Below are 23,085 nucleotides of genomic sequence, written 5' to 3' on the forward strand. Positions count from 1 at the left end.
GCGTGGCCCCCCACCGTGTGCGCGTGGCCGCCCTGGCCCCCGAGATGGCCCTCGGCCCCCGCGAGGCCCGGCACCTGCACGTGCTGCGCCTGCGTGAGGGCGACCCGCTGCGCGTGTTCGACGGACGCGGGGCCGAGGCGGAAGCGACCCTGACCCTGCTGGACGACCTGCGGGCCGTGCTGACGTTGGGCGAGCGCCTGAACGGAACCGCCGAGACGCCGCAGCCCGTCACGCTGGCGGTGGCGCTACTCAAGGGCGACAAATTGGCGGACGTGGTCCGCGCGGCCACCGAGCTGGGCGCGGCGCGCGTGCAACTGCTGGTCACGCGCCACGCCGACGCCCGCGAAATCGGCACACAGAAGCTGCTGAGACTGCGCCGCGTGGCCGAGGAGGCCAGCAAGCAGTCGCGCCGCACCGTCACGCCGGAAGTGCTGGCCCCGCTGCCCCTGGCCGACCTGAGCTGGGAAGGAACGCTGTTCGTCGCGCAGCCCGGCGCGGCGGCCCGCCTGACCGACCACTTGACCTGGAACGCTCCGGTGACGGTGCTGACCGGGCCGGAAGGGGGCCTCTCGGAGGCCGAGGTGGCCGGATTGACGGCAAAAGGCGCGGTCGCCGTGACGCTCGGGCCACGCATCCTGCGGGCGGAAACGGCCCCGGTGGCGCTGCTGGGGGCGCTGGTGGCGACGGGCGTCTAGGGCGGTGGGGCAGACCGGGTGGGCCGACACGGACCAACGCTCCCCGCCGTGGCCCCTGAACTTCTCCCTCTCCCCTCTCACAGCCCCCTCTCTACAATGAGGGCCATGCGCCCCGCCTCCTCCCCGCTCCGGCTGCTGCTGCTGGCGTGCCTGCTCACGCCTGCGCTGAGCGGCTGCCGCTACGCCTATGTCCCCCTGATCCCCAAGGCGGTGGAGGTCACGCTTCCGGCGCGGGTCACCACCGCCGCGCTGACCCGCGAGGGCGAGGCCCTGGTGCTGCGGGCGCGGGTGGAGGGCCGGTTCGAGCCGGGCTACCTGAGTGTGGCGTGGTTCGACGGGCCGCGCGACCTGGGCCGCGACAGCGTCTACCTCGACGCGGCGCAGCGGGACGCGACCTTCCGGCTGCCCGTCCCGAAACCGGGCGCGTACCGGGCCGTGATCTCGTTCGGCGGCACCGTGCTGCGCCAGGTCGAACTGTACGAGGTGCAGCCTTGAGCGGGCGGGCAGCGACTGGGCCGACAACGACTGGGCCGGAAGTGGTCGGCGTGGTGGAGTGGACGCGCGGGACGCTGGAGCGCTTCGTATGGCGCGGGGACGCCGCCGTGCCCTACCGCACCGAACCCTGGCCCGCCCCGGTGAACTACGGCTGCCTGCCCGGCACCCTCAATCCCGCCGACGGCGCGGAGGTGGACGCCGTGTGGCTGGGCGCAGCGCTGGCCGTGGGAACCCGGGTCAGTGCCGTTCCGTCCGGCCTGCTGCACCTGGCCGACGGGGATCACAAGGTCGTCTTCGGCCCCCTGGAAGACCATCACGGGGGCGACCTGCTGGCCCTGCTCGCCTGGTTCCCGCCCGAACGGGGCGCGCGGCTGGCAGGCGCGGAGGCCGCGGCCACCTGGCTGGCGTCCCTTTCCGCTGGCACCTGAGGGCGGCTCAGGCTCAGTTCAGCCGGGGCCGGGCCGCGTCCTCGCGCTTCCAGTCCTGCACGATCAGCGAGGTGCGGCCCACCACCCAGCGCAGCGCGTCACTGTTCGGAAACGACACGGCCCCGTGGTCCTCGCGGGGGGAGACGTACCGTTCGATCCCGGTCTGGCTGCCGTCCACCCGCGCGTTGGGCGTGACCTCGAACAGGTAGTTGAACAGCAGGCCCCCGCTGTCTCCGGCCCGCGCGGGCAGGCGCTTGCTCTGCACCTCCAGGTTGCGGGCCACGTTCGGCCACACGATGTCCTTGCCGCGCAGCGAGCGCCCGGCCACCCGGAAGAGGTTGCAGGCTTCCAGGGGCGAGGGCCGCGCCGGGTCCACCGGCAGGCCCGCCAGCGCGGCCCCGTGATCGCTGTGCCACGCGGCGCAGATGCCGTCGAGGTCGATCTGGAGGGCCACCGGCTGCTGCGGCGTCACGCGGGCGAGGTGGTGCAGCCAGGCCACCCCCTGCGAGTGCCCCAGCAGCACCACGCGCGGGCGCGGCTGGCCCTCCCAGGCCGTCTGGAGGCGGGCATAATCGGCCAGCAGGGCCGGATACCCGCGCTGCGGGGCCGGGGTCAGGCGCGACGTGAACTGGGCCGCCGCGCTGGAGGCGTACCCGGCGACCTCCACACGGTACCCGGCGGCGGCGATGGTGTCGGCCACCACGTCCGCCGTTCCGCGCGCCGTGAGGTAGTCCCAGTTGTCGCGCGGGGCGACGCAGCCTGTTCCGCAGCGCCCCGACACGGCAAAAATCACCACGTCGGGCGCGGGTCCGCCGAAGTCCAGGGCCGGGGTATGGGTGGGCACGGTGGCGCGGGGCGCGCAGGCCCCCAGGGTCAGGGACAGGGCGAGCAGGACGGAAAGGCGGGGGGCGCGCATCGGGGAGCCAGTCTAGGCGGCGAGAGGTGAAGGGGGATGAAGGCATTATTCCGGCGCTTCGGTGCGGGCAAGGTACAGCTTGGCGGGCCGCCCGGCCAGACCGTACTGATGGTCGAGGGTGGCCCGCCCCACCCGCACCAGATGTTCGAGGTACCGCCACGCCGTCACCCGCGACAGGTGCGCGCGGTCCCCGACCTCCTCGGCGCTCAGGGCGTGGCCCGCGCCCTCCAGCACCTGCCCGACCCGTTCCAGGGTATGCGGGTCGATGCCGCGTGGGAGCGGTTCGGGCACGTTCCCGCTGACCCCCAGCAACCGGTCGAGAAGGGGCTGATCGAGCGTGCTGCCTCCCCGGAGGGGGGTCCGCCGGGCGCGGTGCCGGGCGATCACCTCCGCGAGCCGCGCGCCCGTGAACGGCTTGATCAGGTAGTCGAAGGCCCCCTGCGCCAGCGCCGTCCTGACCGAGGCCTCGTCGTCGGCGGCCGTGATCAGGGCCACGTCGGTCGTGCGGCCCTGCGCGCGCCAGTGGCGCAGCAGCCCCAGGCCGCTCCCGTCGGGCAGATGCACGTCGAGCAGGATCAGGTCGGGCGCCAGGGCCTGTGCCAGCGCGTCTGCCTGCGCGAGCGTGGCCGCGCTGCCCACCACATGCACGTCGGGGTCGCGTTCCAACAGGTCGCGGTTGACGCGGGCGACGCGCAGGTCGTCCTCGACCAGCAGGACGCGCACGCGGGTCATGCGCGCTCCAGGGGCGGGGCGGCGAGGGACAGGGCGGCGGGCGGGGGCAGGTTCACCTGAAACACCGTGCGCTCTCCCCGGCGGGTGTGCCGCAGTTCGCCGCCCAGGGCCAGCACGCGGGCGTGGACCCCGGCCAGGCCATAGCCGCGCCCCTCGCCCTTGCTGCTCGCGCCACGGGTAAAGAGCCGGGCGGCGACCGAAGGGGGCACGCCGGGGCCGCTGTCCTCCACCTCGATCTGCGCGCCCTCGGGGTCCTCACCGATCAACACGGTGACGCTGCCGGGCTGCCCCCCCAGCGCCTCGAAGGCGTTCTCGGTAAGGTTGCCCACCGCCGTCACCAGCGTGTCGGCGTGCCGCTCCCAGGCGGGTGAGAGGCTGCTCCCCTCGGCCACCTGAAAGTCGATCCCCAGTTCCTGCGCGCGCTCGCGCTTTCCGGCCAGCAGGGCCACCAGCCGGGGCACCTGCACGTCGCGCAGCAGCTGGCGAAACTGCGCCCCCTGCTCGATCTCGGCGTCCAGCACGCGCAGGGCCTCGTCGGGGCGACCCAGTTGCAGCAGGCCGGAGAGCACGTGCAGCCGGTTCTGGTACTCGTGCGTCTGCGCGCGCAGCACGTCCACGAAGCCGCGCGCGTGCGTGAGTTCGTCGGCCAGGGCCAGCGCCTCGGCGCGGTCGCGGAAACTGGCGACGAAACCGCCCTGTTCCCCCCGGCTGCCCAGCGGTTCCACATTCACCAGCACCGGCTGGCCCCGCAGCGTGAGTTCCACGTTCTGCTGCCGGACCGGGCCGGTGGCGGCCAGATGCGCGGCGAGTTCGGGCCACGTGGGGGCCAGCCGGTCAGGGGGCGGCCCGGCCGGGAGCGCCTCGGCGGCGCGGTCGCTGGTCAGCGTCACCCGGCCCTGCGCGTCCACCGCGATGACCCCCTCGCGCAGGGCCGCGAGCACCGCGCGGTGCTGCCCCACCAGCGCCGTGATCTGCTCGGGTTCGAGGTTCAGAATCTCGGCCCGCAGCCGCCGCGCCGTCCAGACCGCCCCCACCGTGCCCAGCGCCAGGGCCAGCAGGAACCAGGGGGCCAGGCTCAGCAGCGCCTGGGCCACCAGATGCCACGCCTGCGGCATCAGGTAGCCGGTGCTGACCACGCCGACCACCTGCCCACCCGCCACACCGCCCTCCCAGATGGGCACCTTGCCGCGCACGCTGACGCCCAAGCTGCCGCGCGCCACGCTCACGACCTCGTGCCCCGCCAGCGGCTCCACGTTGTCGCCGCCCTCCATCGGCTGCCCCAGCCGGTCCGGGACGGGGTGCGCCAGCCGCAGGCCCTGCCGGTTCCCCACCACGATGAAATCGGCCTCCGCCGCGCCCCGCAGGGCGTTGACCTGGGCATTGAGCGCCGGGTTCTGCCCACCGGCCGCCGCGCCCCGGACCACCAGGGGAAGCTGGGCGACCAGCCGGCTGGTGGTGATTGCCCGCTCGCCCAGGCGTTCGCGCGCCTGCCCGTACAGGGAGACGGTCTGCACCGCGACCAGCACCAGCGTCATGGCCGCCAGGACCAGCAGGTGCAGGCAGACCAGGCGGCCCTGTAGGCCCAGTCTGGAAAAGCCCGGCCTGGGCAACCCCGGTCTGGCTCCGGGTCCCGGTTCTGTGCGGGCGAAGGGCGGCATGGTGGTGCGGCCATTCTAGAGGCTGGCAGGCTGCGGCCCCCCGTTGCGTGCATTGCGTTCGGGACTGTAAATAATGCTCAGGAAAAAGTGCGTGCAGAACGTCAAAAACCTCTTGCTTCCCCCGGTGGCGGGGAGTAAGGTGAGGGCGCTCTCACAGCCTGACACCTGCGCGGCCCGACCCGGCCCGCACCCCCGGAGGAACCATGAAAAAAGTCCCGTTTCAGACCGCGCTGTCCCTCGCCCTGCTCACGGCTCTCGCGCCCCTGAGTAGCGCCCAAAGCCTGAACAACCTGCGAATCATGGCGCCCGCCAGCCCCGGCGGCGGCTGGGACCAGACCAGCCGCGCCATCCAGACCGTGCTGCAAGAGGAAAACCTCGTGAAGCCGGTGCAGGTGTTCAACGTGCCCGGCGCGGGCGGCACCATCGGCCTGGCGCAGCTGTACAACGCCAAGGGCGACGGCAACCTTCTGATGACGATGGGCCTGGTGATGATCGGCGCGATCCAGACCAACAACAGCAAGGTGGACCTCAGCCGCGTCACGCCCATCGCCCGCCTGACCGGCGAGTACGAGGTCGTGGTCGTGCCCGCCGCCAGCCCCTACAAGAACATGAAGGACCTGGCCGCCGCCTGGAAGGCCAACCCGGGCGGGGTCGCCTTCGCGGGCGGCAGCGCGGGCGGCACGGACCACATGCTGGTCGGCCTGCTCGCCAAGGAAGCGGGCGTGGACCCCCGCAAGATGAACTACGTGCCCTTCAGCGGCGGCGGCGAGACGCTGGCGGCGGTGCTGGGCAACCAGGTCGCGGCGGGCGTGGCCGGTTACGGCGAGTTCGAGGCGCAGATCAAGGCCGGAAAACTGCGTGCCATCGGCATCAGCGCGCCCAAGCGTCAGACGGGGATTCCGGTGCCGACCCTCAAGGAGCAGGGCTACAACATCGACCTCGCCAACTGGCGCGGCATCGTGGCCCCTCCCGGCATCAGCGCTTCGGAAAAGGCCGCGCTGGTCGCCGCGCTGGACAAGATGCACGCCAGCAAGGCCTGGAAGGACATCCTGACGACCCGCAACTGGACCGACCTGTACCTCAGCGGCAGCAAGTTCGACGTGTACCTGAAGGTGGAGGCCAACCGGACCAAGGGCATCCTCAAGGACATCGGCCTCGTCAAGTAATGTCCGTGCGGCGGGGCGAGCTGGAAACAGCCGCCCCGCCCGCTTTTTCCTGTATTCCTGACGGCAGGATGAAGGTCCGCCGTCCGTGAGGAGATGCCATGACAGATGTTCCCTCTCCCCCGCCCTCCACGGCCCGGCGCGGCATCAGTGCGCCCGACCTGCTGGTCGCCCTGGGCGTCACCTTGCTGGGCGCGGCCCTGCTCCTGGGCAGCCTCAAGATTCCCTTCGGCATCAACGCGGTCGTGGGGCCGCGCGTGTTTCCCCTGATCGTCAGCGTCGGCATGACGGCCCTGGGCGCGCTGCTGACCGTGAACGCCCTGCGCGGCGACCGCGCCGAACCCGCCGCCGAGGAAGACACCGATCCGGACGCGCCCGTGAACCTGGGGGCCGCCGGGATCATCCTGGGCGGATTCCTGCTGGGCGCGGTGCTGCTGCCCACGCTGGGCTTCGTGCTGGGCACCGCCATCATGTATTTCAGCGTGGCCTACGCCTTCGGGGAGCGCCGCTGGGGGTTGATGGTGTTCGTCGCGCTGGCCGTCGCGCTGGTCACGTACCTCGTCTTCACGCACGGGCTGGGGCTGACCCTGCCGCCCGGCGTGCTGAAAGGGGTGCTGTAGATGGACGCCCTGCATTCGCTTTTCGCGGGCTTCGAGACGGCCCTCACGCCCCTCAATCTGCTGTGGGCACTCGTCGGCGTGACGCTGGGCACCCTCGTCGGCGTGCTGCCCGGCATCGGCCCGGCGCTGACGGTGGCGCTGCTGCTGCCCGTCACCGCCAAACTGCCGCCCGTCAGCGCCTTCATCATGTTCGCTGGCATCTACTACGGCGGGATGTTCGGCGGCTCGACCACCAGTATCTTGCTGAACACCCCCGGCGAGTCGAGTTCGATCATCACGGCGCTGGAGGGCAACAAGATGGCCCGCCGGGGCCGCGCCGCCGCCGCGCTCGCCACCGCCGCCATCGGTTCCTTTGTGGCGGGGACCATCGGCACCATGCTGCTGACCTTCGCCGCGCCCGCCATTGCGGACATCGCGGTGCAGATTCCGCCCAGCGCCAAGTTCGCGCTGATCATGCTGGCCTTCGTGACCATCAGTGCGACCTTCGGCGGCAGCCCCCTGCGCGGTCTGATCAGCCTGTTCGTGGGCCTCGCCATCGGGCTGGTCGGCACGGACCTCCAGAGCGGACAGTCACGCTTCGACCTGGGCCGACCCGAACTGCTCGACGGCATCGACTTCATCACGGTGGTCATCGGCCTCTTTGCCATCGGGGAGACGCTGTATGTCGCCACCCGCCTGCGCAAGGACAAGGGCAGCGTGATCAAGCTGGAAGGGGGTGCCAGCATGAGCCGCCAGGACTGGCGCAGAAGCTGGAAACCCTGGCTGCGCGGCACGGCCCTGGGCTTTCCCTTCGGCGCGATTCCGGCGGGCGGCGCGGAAATCCCGACCTTCCTGAGCTACACCCTGGAAAAGCGGCTCACGAAGCACCCCGAGGAATTCGGCAAGGGGGCCATCGAGGGCGTGGCGGGGCCGGAAGCGGCCAACAACGCGAGCGCCGCCGGGGTGCTGGTGCCGCTGCTGACCCTCGGCCTGCCGACCAGCGCGACCGCCGCGATCCTGCTGGCCGCCTTCCAGCAGTACGGCCTGCAACCGGGGCCGCTGCTGTTCGTCACGAACGGCGACCTGGTGTGGGGATTGATCGCTTCTCTCTATATCGGGAACGTGATGTTGCTGGCGCTGAACCTGCCGCTTGCGCCGATCTGGGCGAGGCTGCTGCTGATTCCGCGCCCGTTCCTGTACGCCGGGATTCTGGTCTTTTCGACGGTCGGCGTGTACTCGCTGAACAACAGCGTGTTCGACCTGTTCCTGCTGGCCCTCTTCGGCGTCCTGGGGTACGGCATGCGCCGCTTCGACTTCCCGGTCACGCCCGCGATCATCGGCGTGATCCTGGGGCCGACCGCCGAGGCCCAGTTCCGCACCGCCCTCCAGCAGAGCAACGGCGACTTCAGCATCTTCGCGCGGCAGCCCCTCACCGCCTTCATCCTGATCGTCGTGGCACTGGCCCTGATTCTGCCCCCGGTGCTGAGGGCGCGGGCGGCCCGGCGGGCAACAGCAGCCCCGTAAGCAGAAGCGCTGGGCCATGAGCGGTGAACCGGCACCCGGAGCGCTTCCGCTCTGCCCCGGCCCCCTCTCTTATCGCTCGTAGCCCACGGCTCAGCGTCAACGGAATTCAACAGAATGCCCCCAGGCCACGTGGCACTGGGGGCATTCCATTGACCTTTCGTCCTAAGTGGCAGGCGGCTACAGTTCCGCCCTTCCGGGAAACGACACCCGGAAGCGCTTCACCTCCGCCACCCGCCACTTTTTGGCTTCTCGCTCCGCTCGGGGTGATGATGGCATCATCACCCGCCAGCTACTTACTGCGCTTTGGCTTCCGCGTAGCGGCGGGCGACCTCGTCCCAGTTCACCACATTCCAGAACGCCTTGAGGTAATCGGGGCGCTTGTTCTGGTAGTTGAGGTAGTAGGCGTGTTCCCACACGTCCACGCCCAGGATCGGCGTGCCACTGACGCCCGCGACGGCCTCGCCCATCAGGGGGTTGTCCTGGTTGGCGGTGGACACCACGGCGAGCTGGCCGCCGGGCTGCACGACCAGCCACGCCCAGCCCGAGCCGAAGCGGGTCTTGGCCGCGTCCTCGAACTTCTCCTTGAAGGCGTCGAAGGAGCCGAAGGCGTCGTTGATGGCCTGCATCAGGTCGCCGCTGGGCGCGTTGCCTTCGCCGTTGCCGCCGCGCAGGACGGTCCAGAACAGGCTGTGGTTGGCATGGCCTCCCGCGTTGTTGCGCAGCACGTTTTTCTTGCCTTCGGGCACGCGGTCAAGCTGCCCAATCAGCTGCTCGACGGGCAGGTCGGCCAACTCGGTGCCTTCCAGCGCCTTGTTCGCGTTGTCGATGTAGGTCTGGTGGTGCTTGGTGTGGTGAATCTCCATCGTGCGCCCGTCGATGTAGGGTTCGAGGGCGTCGTAGGCGTAGGGCAGCGGGGGCAGTTGGTAAGCCATGGGTGTTGCTCCTTTCGGGCCGTGTCCGTCGCCCACGGTGGGCGGGGGCGGCAACGGTTCTCATCTTACCTGCGCCCGGTGAGGGGGAGGCGGCGGGAGGGGCTTAAGGGAACGTTCAGAGGAAGGCGGCCCAAGACGAGTGACACCAACACCACTGGCCCCCTCCAGTACAGGAAGGGGCCAGGGTGCGGCATAACAGCTCAGCGGAGACGGGCGAGGCCCTCTTTGGCAAGCGCGTAGTTCGGGTTGAGCTTCAGGGCGCGCTCGTAGTTCTCGCGGGCCTTGATCCGGTCGGGCGCGACGGCCCCCGCCCCCCGCTCATAGCTGAGGCCCAGATAGTAGATGTACTCGGGCGTGGTGCTGCCCAGCGCGGCGGCGCGCGTCAGGTTCTCGCGGGCGGCCTTGAGATCGCCGCCGTCGAGGTCCAGGCGGCCCAGGTAGTAGTAGAACTCGGGATAGCGCAGGGGGTCGAGCTTGACGGCCTGGGCCAGTTGCGCGCGGGCGGTCGTGCTGTCCTTGCTGAGATAGCTGACCACGCCGTACTGCCCGACCGCGTAGGCGTTGCTGGGCGCGAGGCGTGCGGCCTGCGCCGCTTCCGGCTTGGCGGCCACCGTGTTGCCGCTCAGGGCCAGCAGCTTGGCGTAGTACGCGCGGTTGTAGGCGTCGCGCGGGTCGGCGATCACGGCCTGCTGGAGACTGCCCAGCGCGGCGACCAGGTTGCCGGTCAGGTAGTACATCTCCCCCAGGTTAGAGAGAATCACGCCGTTTTCGGGGTTGAGGGTGCTGGCCTGCTTGAAGGCGTCGATGGCCCTGGCCCCGTCGCCCTGAAGCTTGTAGACGTAGCCGCGCTCGTTCCAGACTTTGCTGAGGCCGAGGTTCCTGTCGCCCCCGCCGAGCTTCTGCGCGACCGCCTCGGCGTCCGAGAGCGTGCGCAGCGCCAGCGCGAGGTTACCCGTCACCGCCGAGCGGTCTCCGGCCCCGATGAACTGCTGCTGGTACGCCTGCGACAGCGCAAGGTAGCCGCTGATATCCTGGCTGTCCAGCGCGGTCAGGCGGCGCAGCGTCTCGATGGCCGGGGCATACAGCCGCAACCGCATCTGCGAGCGGCCCAGGCCCAGCAGCGCGTCGGTGTTCTTGGGGTCGATCTCGGTGGCGGCGCGGAAGGCCGCGTAGGCCTGATCGTACTTGCCGTCGCCATACCAGTAGTTGCCCAGCACCACGTAATTGGCGGCGGGGGGCATAGGCCGGGCCGGGGCGGAGGGGCCGGCCGCCGGGGGAGCAGGCTGAGCGGTGGCCGGAGCCGTCGGTTGCGTCTGCGCGGCTGCGCCGGACAGGGTGGCTGCCGCGAGGAGCAGGCCGAGGGTACGTCGTTTCACTCAGAAACCTCCGGGGTGAGGCTAACACCGCTCCACAGGGGGTGCAAGCCGATGTCCGGCATGGAAAGGATCACGGGAACAGGATAGGGAACGTGCCCAGCGGCGGGGTGAAACCCCTGTGAGAGGGGGAAACGGCCCCACACCGGGACAGGGCAAGCATACGCGCCGGGAAAGAGGTCTGCTTGACCGGCTTCTGACGAGCTGTCCGCCGCGCCAGCGAAGCATCTGCCGCCGGTGGGGGCCTTACACTCGGGGGGTGTCCTCTCCCCCCTCCTCCTCCCCACAACGCCTGGGCCTGACCGGCAGCATCGGCGCGGGCAAAAGCACGGTCGCCGCCCTGCTGCGCGCCCGGGGCCTGACCGTGCTAGACGCCGACGAGGCGGCCCGCGAGGTCACGCGCGATCCGGCCGTGCTGGCCGAGATCGGGGCCGCCTTTCCCGGCGCGGTGCAGGGTGGCGTGCTGGACCGCGCGGCGCTGGCCGAGGTCGCCTTCACGGACCCGGCGCGGCTGGCGGTGCTGAACGCGATCACACACCCGCGCGTGCGGCAGAGGATGCTGACGCTGGAGCAGGCGGCGGCGGCCCGGGGCGAAGCCTGGGTCGTGCAGGACGTGCCGCTGCTGTTCGAGGGTGGCCTGGAGGCCCAGATGGACGCCGTGCTGGTCGTGGACGCGCCGCTGGACGTGCGGGTGGCCCGCGTGGTCGCCCGCAGCGGCCTGACGGAGGAAGACGTGCTGGCCCGCGACAGCCGGCAGATGCCCGCCGCCGAGAAACGCAGGCGGGCGACCTTCGTGCTGGACAACAGCGGCGATCGCGAAGGGCTGGAACGTCAGGTGGACGCCGCGCTGGCAGGGCTGGGCATCCACAGCCCCCAGCAAGAAAAAAGCCCCAGCACCCGCTGAGGCTTTCTCCCAGGCTGCGGCCTACGCTCCCGCCTTCTCCGGCTGCCCGCCGACGGCTGACGGCTGATCGCTCCGAAGCGCCGCCGCCACGAACCCCGCGAAGGGCGGGCTGGGCCGCATCGGGCGGCTCTTGAACTCGGGGTGGGCTTGCAGGGCCACGAAGAAAGGATGGCCGGGAATCTCGATGCTCTCGACCAGGCCCGCGCCGCGCCCCTCCACGCCGGGCGTCACGCCGCTGATGACCAGGCCCGCGTCCTGAAGCGGCCCGGTGTAGGCGGGGTTCACCTCGAAGCGGTGGCGGTGACGCTCCCGGACCGTGCCGCCCTGCGGGACACCGTACAGTTCCGCGATCTTCGTTCCGGCCCGCAGGTCCATCGGCCAGTCGCCCAGGCGCATGGTGCCGCCCAGGCCCTCGACCTCCAGCTGTTCGGGCATCAGGTCGATGACCTTGTGCGGCGCGTAGGGGTCGAACTCGGCGGAGTTGGCTCCGGCCAGACCGGCGACGTGCCGGGCGTACTCGATCACTGCGATCTGCATCCCCAGGCAGATGCCCAGGTACGGCACGCCGCGCGTGCGGGCGTACTCGGCGGCGCGCACCTTGCCCTCGATCCCGCGAATGCCGAAGCCCCCGGGCACCAGGATGCCGTCGGCGTCCCCGAGCTGCGCTTCCAGGTCACCCCCCGCCAGCTCCTCGGCGTTCACCCACTTGATGTTCACGCGGGCGTCGTTGGCGATTCCGGCGTGCGTCAGCGATTCGAGCAGGCTGAGGTAGGCGTCGGGCATCTCGGTGTACTTGCCCGCGAGGGCGATGGTGACCTCGTTTTTCGGCTGCTTGATGGTGCGCACCGCGTTCTGCCACACGCCGAGGTTGGGGTGCGTGCGCTCCAGCCCCAGCAGGTCCTCCACCGCCTTGCCCAGGCCCTGTTCCTCCAGGGCGAGCGGCAGTTCGTAGACATGACCCACGTCGTAGGAGGAAAAGACCCGGTTCTCGCGCACCGAGGTAAAGAGTGCGATCTTGCGGGTGATGTCGGAGGGCAACTTTTCCTTGGAACGGACCATCACGATGTCGGGGCTGATGCCGACCGAGCGCAGTTCGGCGACCGAGTGCTGGGTGGGCTTGGTCTTGAACTCGTTCGAGGTGCCCAGGTACGGCACCAGCGTGAGGTGCAGGTACAGCACGTTCTCGTCACCCTCATCGAACTTGAACTGGCGGATGGCTTCCAGAAAGGGCAGGCTCTCGATGTCGCCCACCGTGCCGCCCACCTCGATCAGCACGATTTCTGCCCCAGCGTTCTCGCCCGCCGCGCGAATCCGGCGCTTGATCTCGTCGGTGACGTGCGGGATCACCTGCACCGTCTGCGAGAGGTAATCCCCGGCGCGCTCCTTGCGGATGACTTCCAGGTACACCTGGCCGGTCGTGATGTTGCTGCCCGCCGGAATGTCGAGGTCGAGGAAGCGCTCGTAGTTGCCGATGTCGAGGTCGGTTTCCGCCCCGCTCGCCGTCACGAAGACCTCGCCGTGTTCGTAGGGCCGCATGGTGCCCGCGTCGATGTTGATGTAGGGGTCGATCTTAACGGCAGTGACCTTGTACCCGCGCGCCCGCAGCAGCGCCCCCAGGGACGCGCTTGCCACGCCCTTGCCGAGGCTGCTGACCACGCCGCCCGTCACGAAGATGTATTTCATGTCTGAACACGAGCGCCTGACCCCCAAAATCCGGTGTCAGAGGGGCCAAAAAGAAAAGCCGGGGCGCTCGGCCTCCGGGATTACAGGATAGCACGGCGGGGGGCGGACCGGACTCAGAGCGCCATCACACTGGAGAGCGTGGCTCCGTCGTCAGCGTAGACGCACTCCAGCCGCACCGTCTTCCCCGTCAGCACCTCCGGCAGCCAGTGGGCCGCGTCCGCCCACATCCGGTCCAGCGGCAGGGCCGAGACGGAGAACCACTCGGGGCGCATCTCCTCGCTTTCCTGCGGTTCGCCTTGCCAGCGGGTCAGGGTGTAGATGTGGACCCGCTGATGCCAGGCCGGGCGCGCGGAAAAGAGGAAGGTCACCTCACCCCGGAACTGAAGCTGATCCTCCTCGACGGTCACGCCGATTTCCTCGGCCAGTTCGCGGAGGGCGGCTTGCTCGGGCATCTCCCTCGCCTCCACACCTCCGCCGATGCCCGCGTACCGGCCAGCCCCAAAACGCACTTTCTTGAGTCCCAACAGCACCTCATGGCGGCGCAGCAGGAAACAGACGGTGGCTTGCCTCACTTCATTTCCTCCTTTTTGAGGCTGAAGGAACAGCGCTCAGCCCAGATGGAGCAGGGCAGCGAGCTTGCCGCCCACCTCGTCCAGCACCTCTTCCGGAACATCCACCCCGTATTCCGCGCGCCGGGCACGCCAATCCAGGCTGCGGGCTTGGTCACTGAGGACAACACCCTGTACGGCTCCACCTGTGGGCAGAGCCACCTCGAAGGGATAGCCTTTCACGCGGCTCGTGACGGGCACGGCGATCATCAGGCCCGTCAGACCGTTGTAACTCGCGGGCGTCAGCACCAGCGCTGGACGCCGCCCGCCCTGCTCGTGCCCAGCGTGTGGCGTGAAGTTGAGCCAGACGATGTGACCGCGTTCGGGGACATAGGCCGGGTCACTCACCATTCTTCGCGACCCTGGGGCACACCCCAGTCCGTTTCCCCGTGCAGCTGTCCAGGCTGAATGTTCGCCAGCAGCTCTTCCAGCCGGTAACGGGGCGCGCGCAGGGGCGTGATGACGATCTGGCCTTCCGACATGCGAATCTCTACCGGCGTCCTCTGCTGGAGGTGAGCCTCTTCCGCGATGCCCTTGGGAATCCTTAGGGCCAGGCTGTTGCCCCACTTCTGAATCTGTCCTTTCATGGTCCCTCCTGTAGAGACAAGGAGTATACGCCTTCTACCGCCCCCGCACCCGCTCCAGCAGCGCCGTATTCCGCTCCTCGCGCTGCCGCCCCGCCGCCTTCACCCAGGCCGAGGCCGACCCCGCCGCGTAGAAGCGTTCGCGGGCGCGGGTGAGGGCCGTGTAGACCAGATTGCGCGACAGCATGGGCATGTGGGCCTCGTGCAGCACGCCCAGCACCGTGGGCCACTCGCTGCCCTGGGCGCGGTGGACGGTGAGGGCGTAGCCCAGTTGCAGGTTGAACAGTTCGGCCCCCGCCAGTTCCACGATGTTGCCGTCGAAGTCCACCGTCAGGCGGTTCCCCTCGGCTTTCAGGACCAGCCCGAGGGTGCCGTTGAAGACCTCGTTGCCGTAGTCGTTCTTGGTCTGCACCACCACGTCGCCGGGGCGGGCCTCGCCGTCGGCGATGCGGATACCGCCCTGGCCGGGGTTGAAGAGGGACTGGAGCTGCTGGTTCAGCATCTCCACCCCCAGCGGCCCCTTGCGCATCGGCGTCAGCACCTGCACCTGCCCCGGCCCGCCGAGTTCGCGGACCATCAGGGCCACCCGGCGCGCGCCGCCGTCGGGGTCCGTCTCGGTGAGGTTCAGGCGGGGGTCGCCCCACTCGGGGGCACTGCCGTGCAGCAGGCCGTGCGCGGCGCGGATAATCGGATTCTCGGCGGCCTGGCGGTACACGGTGGTCAGGCGCACGGTGGGGGCGGCCTGCGTGAGCGCCAGCAGGGGCAAGCCCGCGTCCACCGGGGGAAGCTGGTCGGTATCGCCCACCAGCAGCACGCGCGCCCCCGGCGGCACGGCGGCCAGCAGCGAGAGCATCAGCCCGTCCCCGCACATGCTCACCTCGTCCACGATCAACAGGTCGTAGGGCGCGGGTTCGAGGTGGTTGTGGCGGAACCCCGCCGGACCGTACCCCAGCAGGCGGTGAATGGTGGAGGCAGGGCGCCCGGTCACCTCGCCCAGGCGGCGCGCGGCCTTGCCGGTGGGGGCGCAGAGGCCGACCTCCAGCCCCAGCTTTTCGGCCAGGTCCGCCACCGCGCGGGTCGTGGTGCTTTTGCCGGTGCCGGGGCCACCCGTCAGCACGACCAGGCGGTGGTCTTCGAGCAGGTCCAGCACCTGCGCCTGTTCCTCCGACAGCCCTTTCGCGGCCCCGGGGGGCAGGTCTTCATAGGCGGGCCACTCGTCGCCGGCGGGCGGCGTGGCGAGCAGGGTGCGAATCAGGGTGGCGAGCTTTTTCTCGGCGCGCAGGACGTGGGGGAGGTAGATGCGGCTCTCGCCCTCCGAGGTGGGGTCGTCGGAGAGGCGGGCCAGTTCGACCGCCGTCTCGACCGCGATCCGGGCCTGTTCCGGCGAGACGCGCGTGTAGTGGCCCACGCCCCGCTCGGCCCGCCCACGCGGCAGGTAGCTGTGCCCGCCCTGCTGCCCCGCCTGCTGAAGCGCGTACACGGCGGCGGCGGTCAGGCGGCGGGGGTCGTCGTTCGCCCCGCCCCCGGCCTGCCAGAGCTTGTCGGCGGTCAGGAAGCCGATGCCCTCGACCTCGGTCAGCGCGAACAGGTCCGCCGTCAGGCGTTCCAGCGCCGCCTCCCCGAAGTGCTTCACCGCCCGCTGTGCCTGGGAAATGCTGAGGCCCAGCCCTTGCAGGCCCGCGAGCAGGCGGCGTTCCAGCCCCTGCTGGCTCCAGCTGGAGGTCATCTTGTGCAGCGTACTCTGGGTGACGCCCGGCACTTGCAGCAGCTTTTCGGGGTCCTGCTCCAGCACGTCGAAGGTGGCCGGGCCGAAGGTCCGGGCGATGCGTCCGGCCAGGACCTTGCCGACGCCGCCCACGCGGGCTTCCAGGTAGGCCGCCACCCCGGCTTCGGTGAGGTCGGCGGGTTGCGCCTCCAGCACCATGTTCAGCACGCGGTACTGGTAGCCGTACTCGCGGTGTTCTTCCATCAGCACGTCGGCGCTGAAGGTGTCCCCGGCTTCGAGGGGCGGCATCACGCCGATGACGGTGGCGTCGGGGTCCTCGCCCTCAGCGTTGCGCAGGCGGGCCGTCATCACGGTAAAGCCGCTGTCGGCGCGGAAACGGACCCGGTTCACGCCGCCCGTCACGCGAAATGGCTCGGTGGGGGGAGCGGCGGTCATGGGAGGCAGGATAGCGCGAGGGCCAGCGTTCTGTATACAGCGTAATGGGGCGCGGCGGCCCGGATGCGCCATCCTGAAGGGGTGACCCGGCCCGGAGGCATCTTCACCGCGCGCACCCCGGAGCAGGCGCGGCTGCTGCTGGACTTCGCCTATCAGCGCGTGCTGGGGCCGACCATGCAGGGGGAGGCCAGCGCTGGGGAGGTCGCCCGTGACGCCGAACTCACCGTCAAGCAGGCCCATCACCGCCTGACGCGGCTGTGCGCGGCCGGGCTGGTGGCGGTGACGGGCGAGCGCAAACGCGGCGGCAGGCCGGTCAAGCTCTACCGCGCCGCCGCGCCCGCCTACCGCGTCCCCTTCGAGCTGACCGAGGCCGACGACCTGCGTGACCTGCTCGCAGCGCTGCATCGGCCCTTTCTGGAAGCTTATCTCTCACAAATGGCGGCCAATTGCCGTCAGCAGGCGCATGAGGTGCTGCTCGTGATGAACAGTCAGGGCCAGCTTCAGGTGAATTACGGCGGCCCCAGGCCAGGAAACGAACCCTCCAGGGGCTTCGGGACCATCGGGGAGGTGCGCCTCTCCCCCATCACGCGCGCTGAGCTGGAACGGCGGCTGCGTGACCTGAAAGACTGGAGCCTGGCCCGCGAACAGGAGGAGCGGCAATCGGAGGACGCCGAGGATTGCCTGCTGGGCCTGATGTTCACGCCGGGGCGACTGCCGGAGCGGTAAAGGCACCGTCGCGCCGCAGGATGCCTCCCCACACGGCGGCCCCCAGCAGCGTCAGCCCCCCCGCCACCGCGAAGATGATGGCGACGGGAATCCGGTCCGCGAAGGGCGAGAGCGCCAGCAGCGTGACCGGCATCCCCACCATGCCCACCGCGCTCAGCAGACTGCCGACCCGCCCGTAGAAGTCGGGGTCCACCCGCGTCTGAAAGAGGATGCCGATCCCCGCGTTGCAAAAGGCATTTGCCAGGCCCATCAGCAGGGCCAGCGCGTACATCTGCGGGGCCGTGTGGGTGAACGCGAGGGCCAGCGTCAGCGCGCCCATCAGCGCCATGCCCCACACGGACGCACGGGCCGGCTTCACCCGCTCGCCCAGCCACGCCACCAGAAAGCCGCCCGCCGCCATCCCAGCCACCAGCATCCCGAAAAAGAGGCCGTACCCGGCGGCTCCCGCGCCCAGCACCTGCATCCGTTTGGGAATCAGCATGTCCAGCGGGGCGAAGCTGGCATTCAGCACCAGCGCCACCAGCGGCAGACCGGTCAGCAGGAGGCTGCCCCGCACATACTTCAGCCCGCCCCGGAACGACTCCCAGAAGCGTTCGCCCGCCCCTGCCGCCCCGCGGACGGGAAACTGCACCGGCAGCAGCAGGGCCGCGAAGACCAGAAACGTCACCCCGTCGAAGATCAGCGCCTCCCCCCGGCCCAGCACCGCCACCAGGAAGCCGCCGCCCAGCAGGCCGACCATCTGCATGGTCTGCGCGCTGCCCTGCATCAGCCCGGTGGCCCGCTGAAGCTGCTCTCGCGGCACCAGGCGCACCGTGATGCCCATACTGGCGGACGTGTAGAAGGCACCGATCAGCCCGGTCAGGAAGGACACCGCGTAGATCGCCTCGATCGGCACAGGCCCCCGCAAGGCCGCGAAGCCGATGCCGAGCTGCATTCCCCCGCGCAGCAGGTGGCACACGACCAGGGGCGGCTTGAGGGGCAGACGGTCCACCAGCGTGCCGAACAAGGGCGCAAACAGCGCGGGCAGCATCGCCAGCGCGAGGTTCACGCCCATCGCCCCCGCGCTGCCGGTCTGGTGCAGCACCAGGAAACTCAGGGCGATGCCCGCCAGGGCGCTCCCCAGCGCACTCTGCGCCGCCCCCAGCCACCACAGGAGAAAATTGCGGTTCCAGAGCGTTTGCGCGCCAGGTCGGGGGGCAGGCTGGGCCTCGGTCATGCCCCAGCTTCGGCGCAGAGCTACTCCACGGGGTAGGGGGCGGCGGGGAGTAGCGGTGGAAACGCCCGGCGGGGAGGCGCTCCCACCCGAACAGCGCCAATCACGTGCCCGTGCTATTTTTTCCGTCATGCGCGTACTTCACACGGCAGATTTCCATGCCGGGCGGAATCTGAGGGGCTTTGACCGGACGCCGGAGGTCCACGCGGCCCTGGTGGAAATCGCGGGGCTGGCCCGCAGTGAGAAGGCCGACGCCGTGCTGGTTTCGGGCGACCTCTTCGACACCGTGAACCCGTCGGCGGAGGCCGAGGCGGCCGTCTTCGACTTCTTCCTGCGCCTGCGTGACGCCGACATTCCCGCCGTCGTGATCGCCGGAAACCACGACAGCGCCGCGCGGCTGCACAGCTTCGCCGGGCTGCTGGGCTGGGTGGGCGTGCAACTCGTCGCGCAGCCCACCGCCAATCCGCTGGACCTGATCCGCACGGTGGAAACCCGGAGCGGCGAGCAGCTGACGGTGGGGGCACTGCCCTTCCTGTCCGAGCGGCGGCTGGTCAAGGCCGCCGACCTGCTGGGCGGCGACGTGGGCGCGTGGCGGCAGAAGTACCGCGAGGGGATGGGCTTTTTCCTGCGGAAGCTCGCGGAAGGGTTCCGGGGGAACAGCGTGAACATGCTGATGGCGCACGCGACCATGGACGGCGCGGTGCCCAGCGGCTCCGAACGCACCATGCAGTTCGACCTGATGAACGCCTACACCCTCTCGCCCTTGCAGCTGCCCACCGAGGCGCAGTACGTGGCGCTGGGGCACGTCCACAAACCGCAGAAGTCGAGCGAGATGCCGCTGGCGCATTATCCCGGCAGCGTCATCCAGCTGGACTTCGGGGAGGCGGGCGAGAAGAAGCAGGTCAATCTGGTCGAGGTGGAGGCCGGGCGGCCCGCCCGCGTGACGCCCATTCCGCTGACCAGCGGGCGCGAACTGCGCACGGTGCGCGTGGGTCTCGATCAGGTCGAGTCGCGCCTGGCCTCGCTGGCGAACTTCGGCGGGCTGGTGAAGGTGGTCGTGCAGGCCCCCGCCGGAACGGCCCTGCCCGGCCTGAAAGACCGGGTGCTGCGTCAGGTGCCGGGGGCGCTGGCGGTCGAGCTGGACGCCATGCAGGACGATCTGGCCCTGCCGGAGCTGAAACGCGAGGGCCTGAGCCTGACGGAGCTGTACGAGCGCTTTCATCAGGAACGCCGGGGCGAATTGCCGGACGACCTGCGCACGGCCTTCCGCGAGGCGGACGAGGCGGCGCGCGGGGAGGAGGTGGCGTGACCCGCTTGGCTCGTCGTCGAACCGTCAAACGGTCTGACCGTCCAACCCTTCCCCATCTCCTGACCATCAGACCCGCACTGAAGGTGCGCCCATGAGGCCCCTCAGCCTCGAAGTGCAGGGCTTTACCGCCTTCCGGCAGCACACCACGCTGGATTTCTCGGACCTGGAACTGTTCGCGCTGGTCGGGCCGACCGGCAGCGGCAAGAGCAGCTTGCTGGACGCGGTGACCTTCGCGCTGTACGGCAACACGCCCCGGCTGGGCAGCACCGGCCTGGACGCCCTGATCTCGCAGGGCGAGCGGGGGCTGTCGGTCAGCCTGACTTTCGAGGTGGGCGGCGAGACGTACCGGGTGGCGCGCTCCAAGGGCCGCCGCCAGGCCGAGAACGAGGTGCGGCTGGAGCGGCGGGAGGAGGACCGCTGGATCAACCTCAGCGACGGCGGCACCCGGGCCGTGAACGACCGCATCCAGCGCGCGGTGGGGCTGGACTTCAAGACCTTCGCGCGCAGCGTGCTGCTGCCGCAGGGCGAGTTTTCACGGCTGCTGCACGGTACGGGCCGCGAACGGCAGGCGCTGCTGGGCGAACTGATGGGCCTGGAGCATGTCAAGGCGATGCATACCTTCGCGGGCGACCGCGCCAGGGAGTTCAAGCACACGCTGGGCAGCCTCCACGCGCTGCTGGACGGCGAATACGCGGGCGTGACCCTTGAGGCGGTCAAGGCGCTGCGCTCGGAGCGCGAGGCGGTGGACGCCGAAGCCGAACGCCTGAGCGAGACGCGGGAAAGCTTGCAGGGACAGGTCAACCGCCTGCGCGCGCTGGAGGGCGTCTGGACCGCCCACCAGGACACCGCCCGCCGCCTGACCACGCTCGAAGCCCGCGCGGCGGGGGTGCGCGAGGGGGCTTCGCGGGCCACGCGGGCCAGGCGGGTGGCGGGCGTGCTGCCCCTGCTCGACGCGGCGGAACGCGCCCGCATCGCCTCGGCACGGGAAGCCGGGGAAGCCCAGCGCACCGCCGAGGCCGAGGCCCTGGCGCGGCAGGCGGTGGAAGCGGCGACGGTCACGCTGGAGGCCGCCCGGGAGGCCGAGGCCCGCATTCCCGACCTGGAAGCCCGTGAGGGCACCCTGCGCGAGGCCGAGGCCGACGCGGCCCGCTTGAAACGCGCGGGCGGCACCCCGCAGACCACCCACGCCTCTCCCCTCCCCTGGGACGAGGACGCGCACCACGCGGCGCGCGAGGCGGGCCAGAAGCTCGACCGGCTGCGGCAGGAACGCATTCAGCTGGAGGCGCAGAAGTCGGCGCTGGAGGCGGGGCGCGAACGCCAGAAGACCGAGCTGGACCAGCTGGCCGCCCTGAAGCTGGAGCAGCAGCGGGTCGAACGCGAGGGCAAAAGCGCCAAGACGGACTTCGACCGCGCCCAGGCGGACTTGCAGGCCGCGCGGCTGGAAGCGGGGTTGAGTGCCTACCGCGCTCACCTGCACGTGGGCGACCCCTGCCCGCTGTGCGAGCAGACGGTGCGGGCGCTGCCGCAAGCGTCCGGGGTGGACCTCGCCGCCCTCGAAACGCAGGTGAGCGCCCGGCAAGGCACGCTGGAAAACCGACGCTTGCGCTACAAGGAAATCGGACTGGAACTGGGCAACCTGAACAAATCCACCGAGGCCCGCACCGCCGAACTGGCCGACTGGGAAGCGGCCCTGACGCAGCGCGAACATGACCTAAAACAGCTCGAGGCCCACATCACGGGCGATCCCCACGACCTGGTGCTGCGCCTGCTGGCCGGGCTGGCGAAACAGGTGCGGGCGGCGGGCAGCGACCCGGCCCGCGAACGCCAGAAGCTCCTGACGGAAGTCAAGGCCCTCCGGACCCGGCTGACCGAGGCCCAGGCCGCCCTCGCCCGCGCGCAGAGCGCCCACGCGGCGGCGCAGGCGTCCCTGACCTCGGCCCGGAACGCCGCCGGGGGCCGGGCGCGGGAAGCGCAGGAGGCGCAGGCCGCGCTGGACACGGCGCTGGCGTCCCTGGGTCTGGACGCCGCCCAGGCCCGTTCCGCCGCCCTCCCCGAGGCCGATATCGCCGCGCTCGAACAGGCCGCCCGTACCCACGCCGCGCAGGTGGAGCAGCTCCGGGCGCAACTGGCGGAACTCGAACGGCAGCTTGGGCTGGAACCTTTCGATCCGGCGGGGCTGCGGCAGGCCGAGCGCGACCTGATCGCCACCGACGCGGCCCTCAGCGGCGCGCGCGAGCGGGCGGGGAGCCTGGCCGAGCAGGAACGCAGCGCCCGTGAGCGCCTGAAGCGCAAGGCCGAGATCGAGGAGCAGGCAAAGGGCCTGGCCGCCACCCTCGACACCTGGCAGACTCTCACCAACACCCTGAGGGCCAACGAGTTCCAGCAGTACCTCCTGGCCGAGGTGGAAGCGCGGCTGCTGACCGGCGCGGGCGCGCTGCTCTACGACATCAGCGACGGGCGCTACCGCCTCGCGCTGGAGGGCGGCGAGTACGTCGTGCAGGACCTCTGGAACGCGGGGGAGACGCGGGCGGTCAAGACCCTGTCGGGCGGCGAGACGTTCCTCGCCAGCCTCTCCCTCGCCATCGCCCTGAGTGATTATCTGGCGGGCAACAAGATTCTGGGGGCGCTCTTTCTGGACGAGGGCTTCGGCACCCTGGACCCGCAAGCGCTGGAGGCGGTGGCGGGCGCGCTGGAAAACCTGCGGACGCAGGGGCGCATGGTGGGCGTGGTCACACACGTCGAGAGCCTGTCCGAACGCCTGCCTAGCCGCTTGATCGTGACCAAGAGCGTGGCCGGGAGCAGCGTGCAGCGGCTGGACGGGTAGATATGGACCTGCTGAACGTGCTGGAGGAACGCGGGGCGCTGCGGCGGGGGCATACGGTCTTTCGGAATGGACGGCACGCGGACGGCTGGACCGAGAAAGGGGACGTGTTCCGTGATCCTGCCGCGCTGGACGCGGTCGCGGCGGCCCAGGCCGCCAGCCTCCGCGCCGCCTTTCCGGACACGACGCTGCTGGTGGGCGCGCCCGCCTGCGGGGCCGTGCTGGCCTCCTTCGTGGGGCGGCACCTGGGCCTGCCGGTGGCCTACGTCCTGACCGGCCCGCACCCGGGGTGGCACCGCATGAACCTTCCCGCACCCGGTCAGCAGGCCGTTTACGTGGACGACCTGATCTGCACCGGCACGGACGCCCGCGCGGTGCTCGCCTTCCTGCGGCGGGCCGGCCACACGGTGAGCGGCGTGAGTGCCTGGCTCAGCCGGACGCCGCTGGCCGGTGAGCGGCTGGTCACCCTGAGCGGCGCGCCGTTCCAGACCTCTGCGGCAGAAGCCTGCCCACTCTGCCGGGCCGGGGTAGAGGTGGCGTTCCGAGACGTGCGGGAGTAGC

The 23,085-nt window shown here is 70.5% G+C and carries 22 protein-coding genes; 11 read left to right on the forward strand and 11 right to left on the reverse strand.

Translation table 11 applies throughout. The features are described from left to right. Positions 1-2 precede the first annotated feature (2 nt). The 3 genes from DEIPH_RS08370 (at position 3) to DEIPH_RS08380 (ending at position 1,618) form a co-directional block, all read left to right on the forward strand. On the forward strand, positions 3-695 hold the full coding sequence (locus DEIPH_RS08370; protein ID WP_034356681.1) for a 16S rRNA (uracil(1498)-N(3))-methyltransferase: 693 nt from the start codon (positions 3-5) through the stop codon (positions 693-695). A 105-nt stretch (positions 696-800) separates the two neighbouring features. After that, a complete protein-coding gene (locus DEIPH_RS08375) occupies positions 801-1,190 on the forward strand; it encodes a hypothetical protein (RefSeq protein WP_034356683.1) in 390 nt (129 codons plus the stop codon). Further along, positions 1,187-1,618 carry an inorganic diphosphatase gene (locus DEIPH_RS08380; protein ID WP_235183202.1) on the forward strand — a complete coding sequence of 144 codons (432 nt, stop codon included), beginning with the start codon at positions 1,187-1,189 and terminating at the stop codon, positions 1,616-1,618. The genes DEIPH_RS08375 and DEIPH_RS08380 overlap by 4 nt, the downstream gene beginning before the upstream one ends. Positions 1,619-1,631: 13 nt before the next feature. On the opposite strand, the gene DEIPH_RS08385 is transcribed toward DEIPH_RS08380, so the two are convergent. The 3 genes from DEIPH_RS08385 to DEIPH_RS08395 are packed head-to-tail and all read right to left on the reverse strand — an operon-like array spanning position 1,632 to position 4,924. Further along, entirely contained in the window at positions 1,632-2,534 is a 903-nt protein-coding gene (locus tag DEIPH_RS08385) for a hypothetical protein (RefSeq protein ID WP_034356688.1), read from the reverse strand. Positions 2,535-2,579: 45 nt separating this feature from the next. Further along, positions 2,580-3,266, reverse strand: a complete 687-nt coding sequence (locus DEIPH_RS08390) for a response regulator (protein WP_034356691.1) — start codon at positions 3,264-3,266, stop codon at positions 2,580-2,582. After that, the gene (locus tag DEIPH_RS08395) at positions 3,263-4,924 is read right to left on the reverse strand and encodes an ATP-binding protein (protein ID WP_081790842.1); all 1,662 of its coding nucleotides are present in this window, start codon (positions 4,922-4,924) and stop codon (positions 3,263-3,265) included. The genes DEIPH_RS08390 and DEIPH_RS08395 overlap by 4 nt, the downstream gene beginning before the upstream one ends. A gap of 203 nt (positions 4,925-5,127) precedes the next feature. Here DEIPH_RS08395 and DEIPH_RS08400 point away from each other — a divergent pair, with 203 nt between their 5' ends. The 3 genes from DEIPH_RS08400 (at position 5,128) to DEIPH_RS08410 (ending at position 8,210) form a co-directional block, all read left to right on the forward strand. After that, positions 5,128-6,090: a Bug family tripartite tricarboxylate transporter substrate binding protein gene (locus DEIPH_RS08400; RefSeq protein WP_034356696.1), complete on the forward strand. Its 963-nt coding sequence runs from the start codon at positions 5,128-5,130 to the stop codon at positions 6,088-6,090. Positions 6,091-6,188: 98 nt separating this feature from the next. Then, positions 6,189-6,707, forward strand: coding sequence for a tripartite tricarboxylate transporter TctB family protein (locus tag DEIPH_RS08405; protein ID WP_034356699.1), 519 nt, complete (start codon positions 6,189-6,191; stop codon positions 6,705-6,707). Next, positions 6,708-8,210, forward strand: a complete 1,503-nt coding sequence (locus tag DEIPH_RS08410) for a tripartite tricarboxylate transporter permease (protein ID WP_034356702.1) — start codon at positions 6,708-6,710, stop codon at positions 8,208-8,210. Between the two features lie 293 nt (positions 8,211-8,503). Here DEIPH_RS08410 and sodA read toward each other — a convergent pair whose 3' ends face one another. Both sodA and DEIPH_RS08420 read right to left on the reverse strand, forming a co-directional pair. Continuing rightward, on the reverse strand, positions 8,504-9,142 hold the full coding sequence (gene sodA / locus DEIPH_RS08415) for a superoxide dismutase [Mn] (RefSeq protein ID WP_034356705.1): 639 nt from the start codon (positions 9,140-9,142) through the stop codon (positions 8,504-8,506). A gap of 200 nt (positions 9,143-9,342) precedes the next feature. After that, positions 9,343-10,518, reverse strand: a complete 1,176-nt coding sequence (locus DEIPH_RS08420) for a tetratricopeptide repeat protein (RefSeq protein ID WP_034356710.1) — start codon at positions 10,516-10,518, stop codon at positions 9,343-9,345. Positions 10,519-10,774: 256 nt separating this feature from the next. Between DEIPH_RS08420 and coaE the strand changes: the two genes are divergently transcribed. After that, a complete protein-coding gene (gene coaE / locus DEIPH_RS08425) occupies positions 10,775-11,419 on the forward strand; it encodes a dephospho-CoA kinase (RefSeq protein ID WP_034356713.1) in 645 nt (214 codons plus the stop codon). 21 nt (positions 11,420-11,440) lie between these two features. On the opposite strand, the gene DEIPH_RS08430 is transcribed toward coaE, so the two are convergent. From DEIPH_RS08430 to recD2, 5 genes are all read right to left on the reverse strand, one after another. After that, complete coding sequence (locus tag DEIPH_RS08430) at positions 11,441-13,102, reverse strand: CTP synthase (RefSeq protein WP_034356715.1); 1,662 nt, start codon at positions 13,100-13,102, stop codon at positions 11,441-11,443. Positions 13,103-13,215: 113 nt separating this feature from the next. Next, on the reverse strand, positions 13,216-13,674 hold the full coding sequence (locus DEIPH_RS08435) for an 8-oxo-dGTP diphosphatase (RefSeq protein WP_034356718.1): 459 nt from the start codon (positions 13,672-13,674) through the stop codon (positions 13,216-13,218). Positions 13,675-13,710: 36 nt separating this feature from the next. Beyond that, positions 13,711-14,061 carry an endoribonuclease MazF gene (gene mazF / locus DEIPH_RS08440; RefSeq protein WP_034356721.1) on the reverse strand — a complete coding sequence of 117 codons (351 nt, stop codon included), beginning with the start codon at positions 14,059-14,061 and terminating at the stop codon, positions 13,711-13,713. Continuing rightward, a complete protein-coding gene (locus tag DEIPH_RS08445; RefSeq protein WP_034356724.1) occupies positions 14,055-14,297 on the reverse strand; it encodes an AbrB/MazE/SpoVT family DNA-binding domain-containing protein in 243 nt (80 codons plus the stop codon). The genes mazF and DEIPH_RS08445 overlap by 7 nt, the downstream gene beginning before the upstream one ends. A gap of 34 nt (positions 14,298-14,331) precedes the next feature. Beyond that, a complete protein-coding gene (recD2, locus tag DEIPH_RS08450) occupies positions 14,332-16,455 on the reverse strand; it encodes an SF1B family DNA helicase RecD2 (protein ID WP_034356727.1) in 2,124 nt (707 codons plus the stop codon). Between the two features lie 81 nt (positions 16,456-16,536). On the opposite strand from recD2, the gene DEIPH_RS20165 reads away from it, so the two are divergent. After that, a complete protein-coding gene (locus tag DEIPH_RS20165; RefSeq protein ID WP_161636049.1) occupies positions 16,537-17,181 on the forward strand; it encodes a helix-turn-helix domain-containing protein in 645 nt (214 codons plus the stop codon). Here DEIPH_RS20165 and DEIPH_RS08460 read toward each other — a convergent pair. Further along, on the reverse strand, positions 17,153-18,397 hold the full coding sequence (locus DEIPH_RS08460; protein ID WP_051517247.1) for an MFS transporter: 1,245 nt from the start codon (positions 18,395-18,397) through the stop codon (positions 17,153-17,155). The two genes, DEIPH_RS20165 and DEIPH_RS08460, sit on opposite strands and share 29 nt — an antisense overlap. A 127-nt stretch (positions 18,398-18,524) precedes the next feature. On the opposite strand from DEIPH_RS08460, the gene DEIPH_RS08465 reads away from it, so the two are divergent. The 3 genes from DEIPH_RS08465 to DEIPH_RS08475 all read left to right on the forward strand — a co-directional run bounded on the left by DEIPH_RS08465 (position 18,525) and on the right by DEIPH_RS08475 (position 23,084). After that, the gene (locus DEIPH_RS08465) at positions 18,525-19,703 is read left to right on the forward strand and encodes a metallophosphoesterase family protein (RefSeq protein WP_034356730.1); all 1,179 of its coding nucleotides are present in this window, start codon (positions 18,525-18,527) and stop codon (positions 19,701-19,703) included. A 91-nt stretch (positions 19,704-19,794) separates the two neighbouring features. Then, entirely contained in the window at positions 19,795-22,527 is a 2,733-nt protein-coding gene (locus DEIPH_RS08470) for an AAA family ATPase (RefSeq protein ID WP_034356732.1), read from the forward strand. 2 nt (positions 22,528-22,529) lie between these two features. Next, positions 22,530-23,084 carry a type I phosphoribosyltransferase gene (locus tag DEIPH_RS08475; RefSeq protein ID WP_034356735.1) on the forward strand — a complete coding sequence of 185 codons (555 nt, stop codon included), beginning with the start codon at positions 22,530-22,532 and terminating at the stop codon, positions 23,082-23,084. Position 23,085: the final 1 nt, after the last annotated feature.

The sequence above is a fragment of the Deinococcus phoenicis genome (assembly GCF_000599865.1).
Taxonomy (GTDB): domain Bacteria; phylum Deinococcota; class Deinococci; order Deinococcales; family Deinococcaceae; genus Deinococcus; species Deinococcus phoenicis.

Bases quoted from the DNA above. Each gene is read 5' to 3' on its own strand.
- DEIPH_RS08375 (WP_034356683.1), top strand. From the start codon at position 801: ATGCGCCCCGCCTCCTCCCCGCTCCGGCTGCTGCTGCTGGCGTGCCTG.
- DEIPH_RS08385 (WP_034356688.1), bottom strand. From the start codon at position 2,534: ATGCGCGCCCCCCGCCTTTCCGTCCTGCTCGCCCTGTCCCTGACCCTG.
- DEIPH_RS08390 (WP_034356691.1), bottom strand. From the start codon at position 3,266: ATGACCCGCGTGCGCGTCCTGCTGGTCGAGGACGACCTGCGCGTCGCC.
- DEIPH_RS08395 (WP_081790842.1), bottom strand. From the start codon at position 4,924: ATGCCGCCCTTCGCCCGCACAGAACCGGGACCCGGAGCCAGACCGGGG.
- DEIPH_RS08400 (WP_034356696.1), top strand. From the start codon at position 5,128: ATGAAAAAAGTCCCGTTTCAGACCGCGCTGTCCCTCGCCCTGCTCACG.
- DEIPH_RS08405 (WP_034356699.1), top strand. From the start codon at position 6,189: ATGACAGATGTTCCCTCTCCCCCGCCCTCCACGGCCCGGCGCGGCATC.
- DEIPH_RS08410 (WP_034356702.1), top strand. From the start codon at position 6,708: ATGGACGCCCTGCATTCGCTTTTCGCGGGCTTCGAGACGGCCCTCACG.
- sodA (WP_034356705.1), bottom strand. From the start codon at position 9,142: ATGGCTTACCAACTGCCCCCGCTGCCCTACGCCTACGACGCCCTCGAA.
- DEIPH_RS08430 (WP_034356715.1), bottom strand. From the start codon at position 13,102: ATGAAATACATCTTCGTGACGGGCGGCGTGGTCAGCAGCCTCGGCAAG.
- mazF (WP_034356721.1), bottom strand. From the start codon at position 14,061: ATGGTGAGTGACCCGGCCTATGTCCCCGAACGCGGTCACATCGTCTGG.
- DEIPH_RS08445 (WP_034356724.1), bottom strand. From the start codon at position 14,297: ATGAAAGGACAGATTCAGAAGTGGGGCAACAGCCTGGCCCTAAGGATT.
- recD2 (WP_034356727.1), bottom strand. From the start codon at position 16,455: ATGACCGCCGCTCCCCCCACCGAGCCATTTCGCGTGACGGGCGGCGTG.
- DEIPH_RS08460 (WP_051517247.1), bottom strand. From the start codon at position 18,397: ATGACCGAGGCCCAGCCTGCCCCCCGACCTGGCGCGCAAACGCTCTGG.
- DEIPH_RS08465 (WP_034356730.1), top strand. From the start codon at position 18,525: ATGCGCGTACTTCACACGGCAGATTTCCATGCCGGGCGGAATCTGAGG.
- DEIPH_RS08470 (WP_034356732.1), top strand. From the start codon at position 19,795: ATGAGGCCCCTCAGCCTCGAAGTGCAGGGCTTTACCGCCTTCCGGCAG.
- DEIPH_RS08475 (WP_034356735.1), top strand. From the start codon at position 22,530: ATGGACCTGCTGAACGTGCTGGAGGAACGCGGGGCGCTGCGGCGGGGG.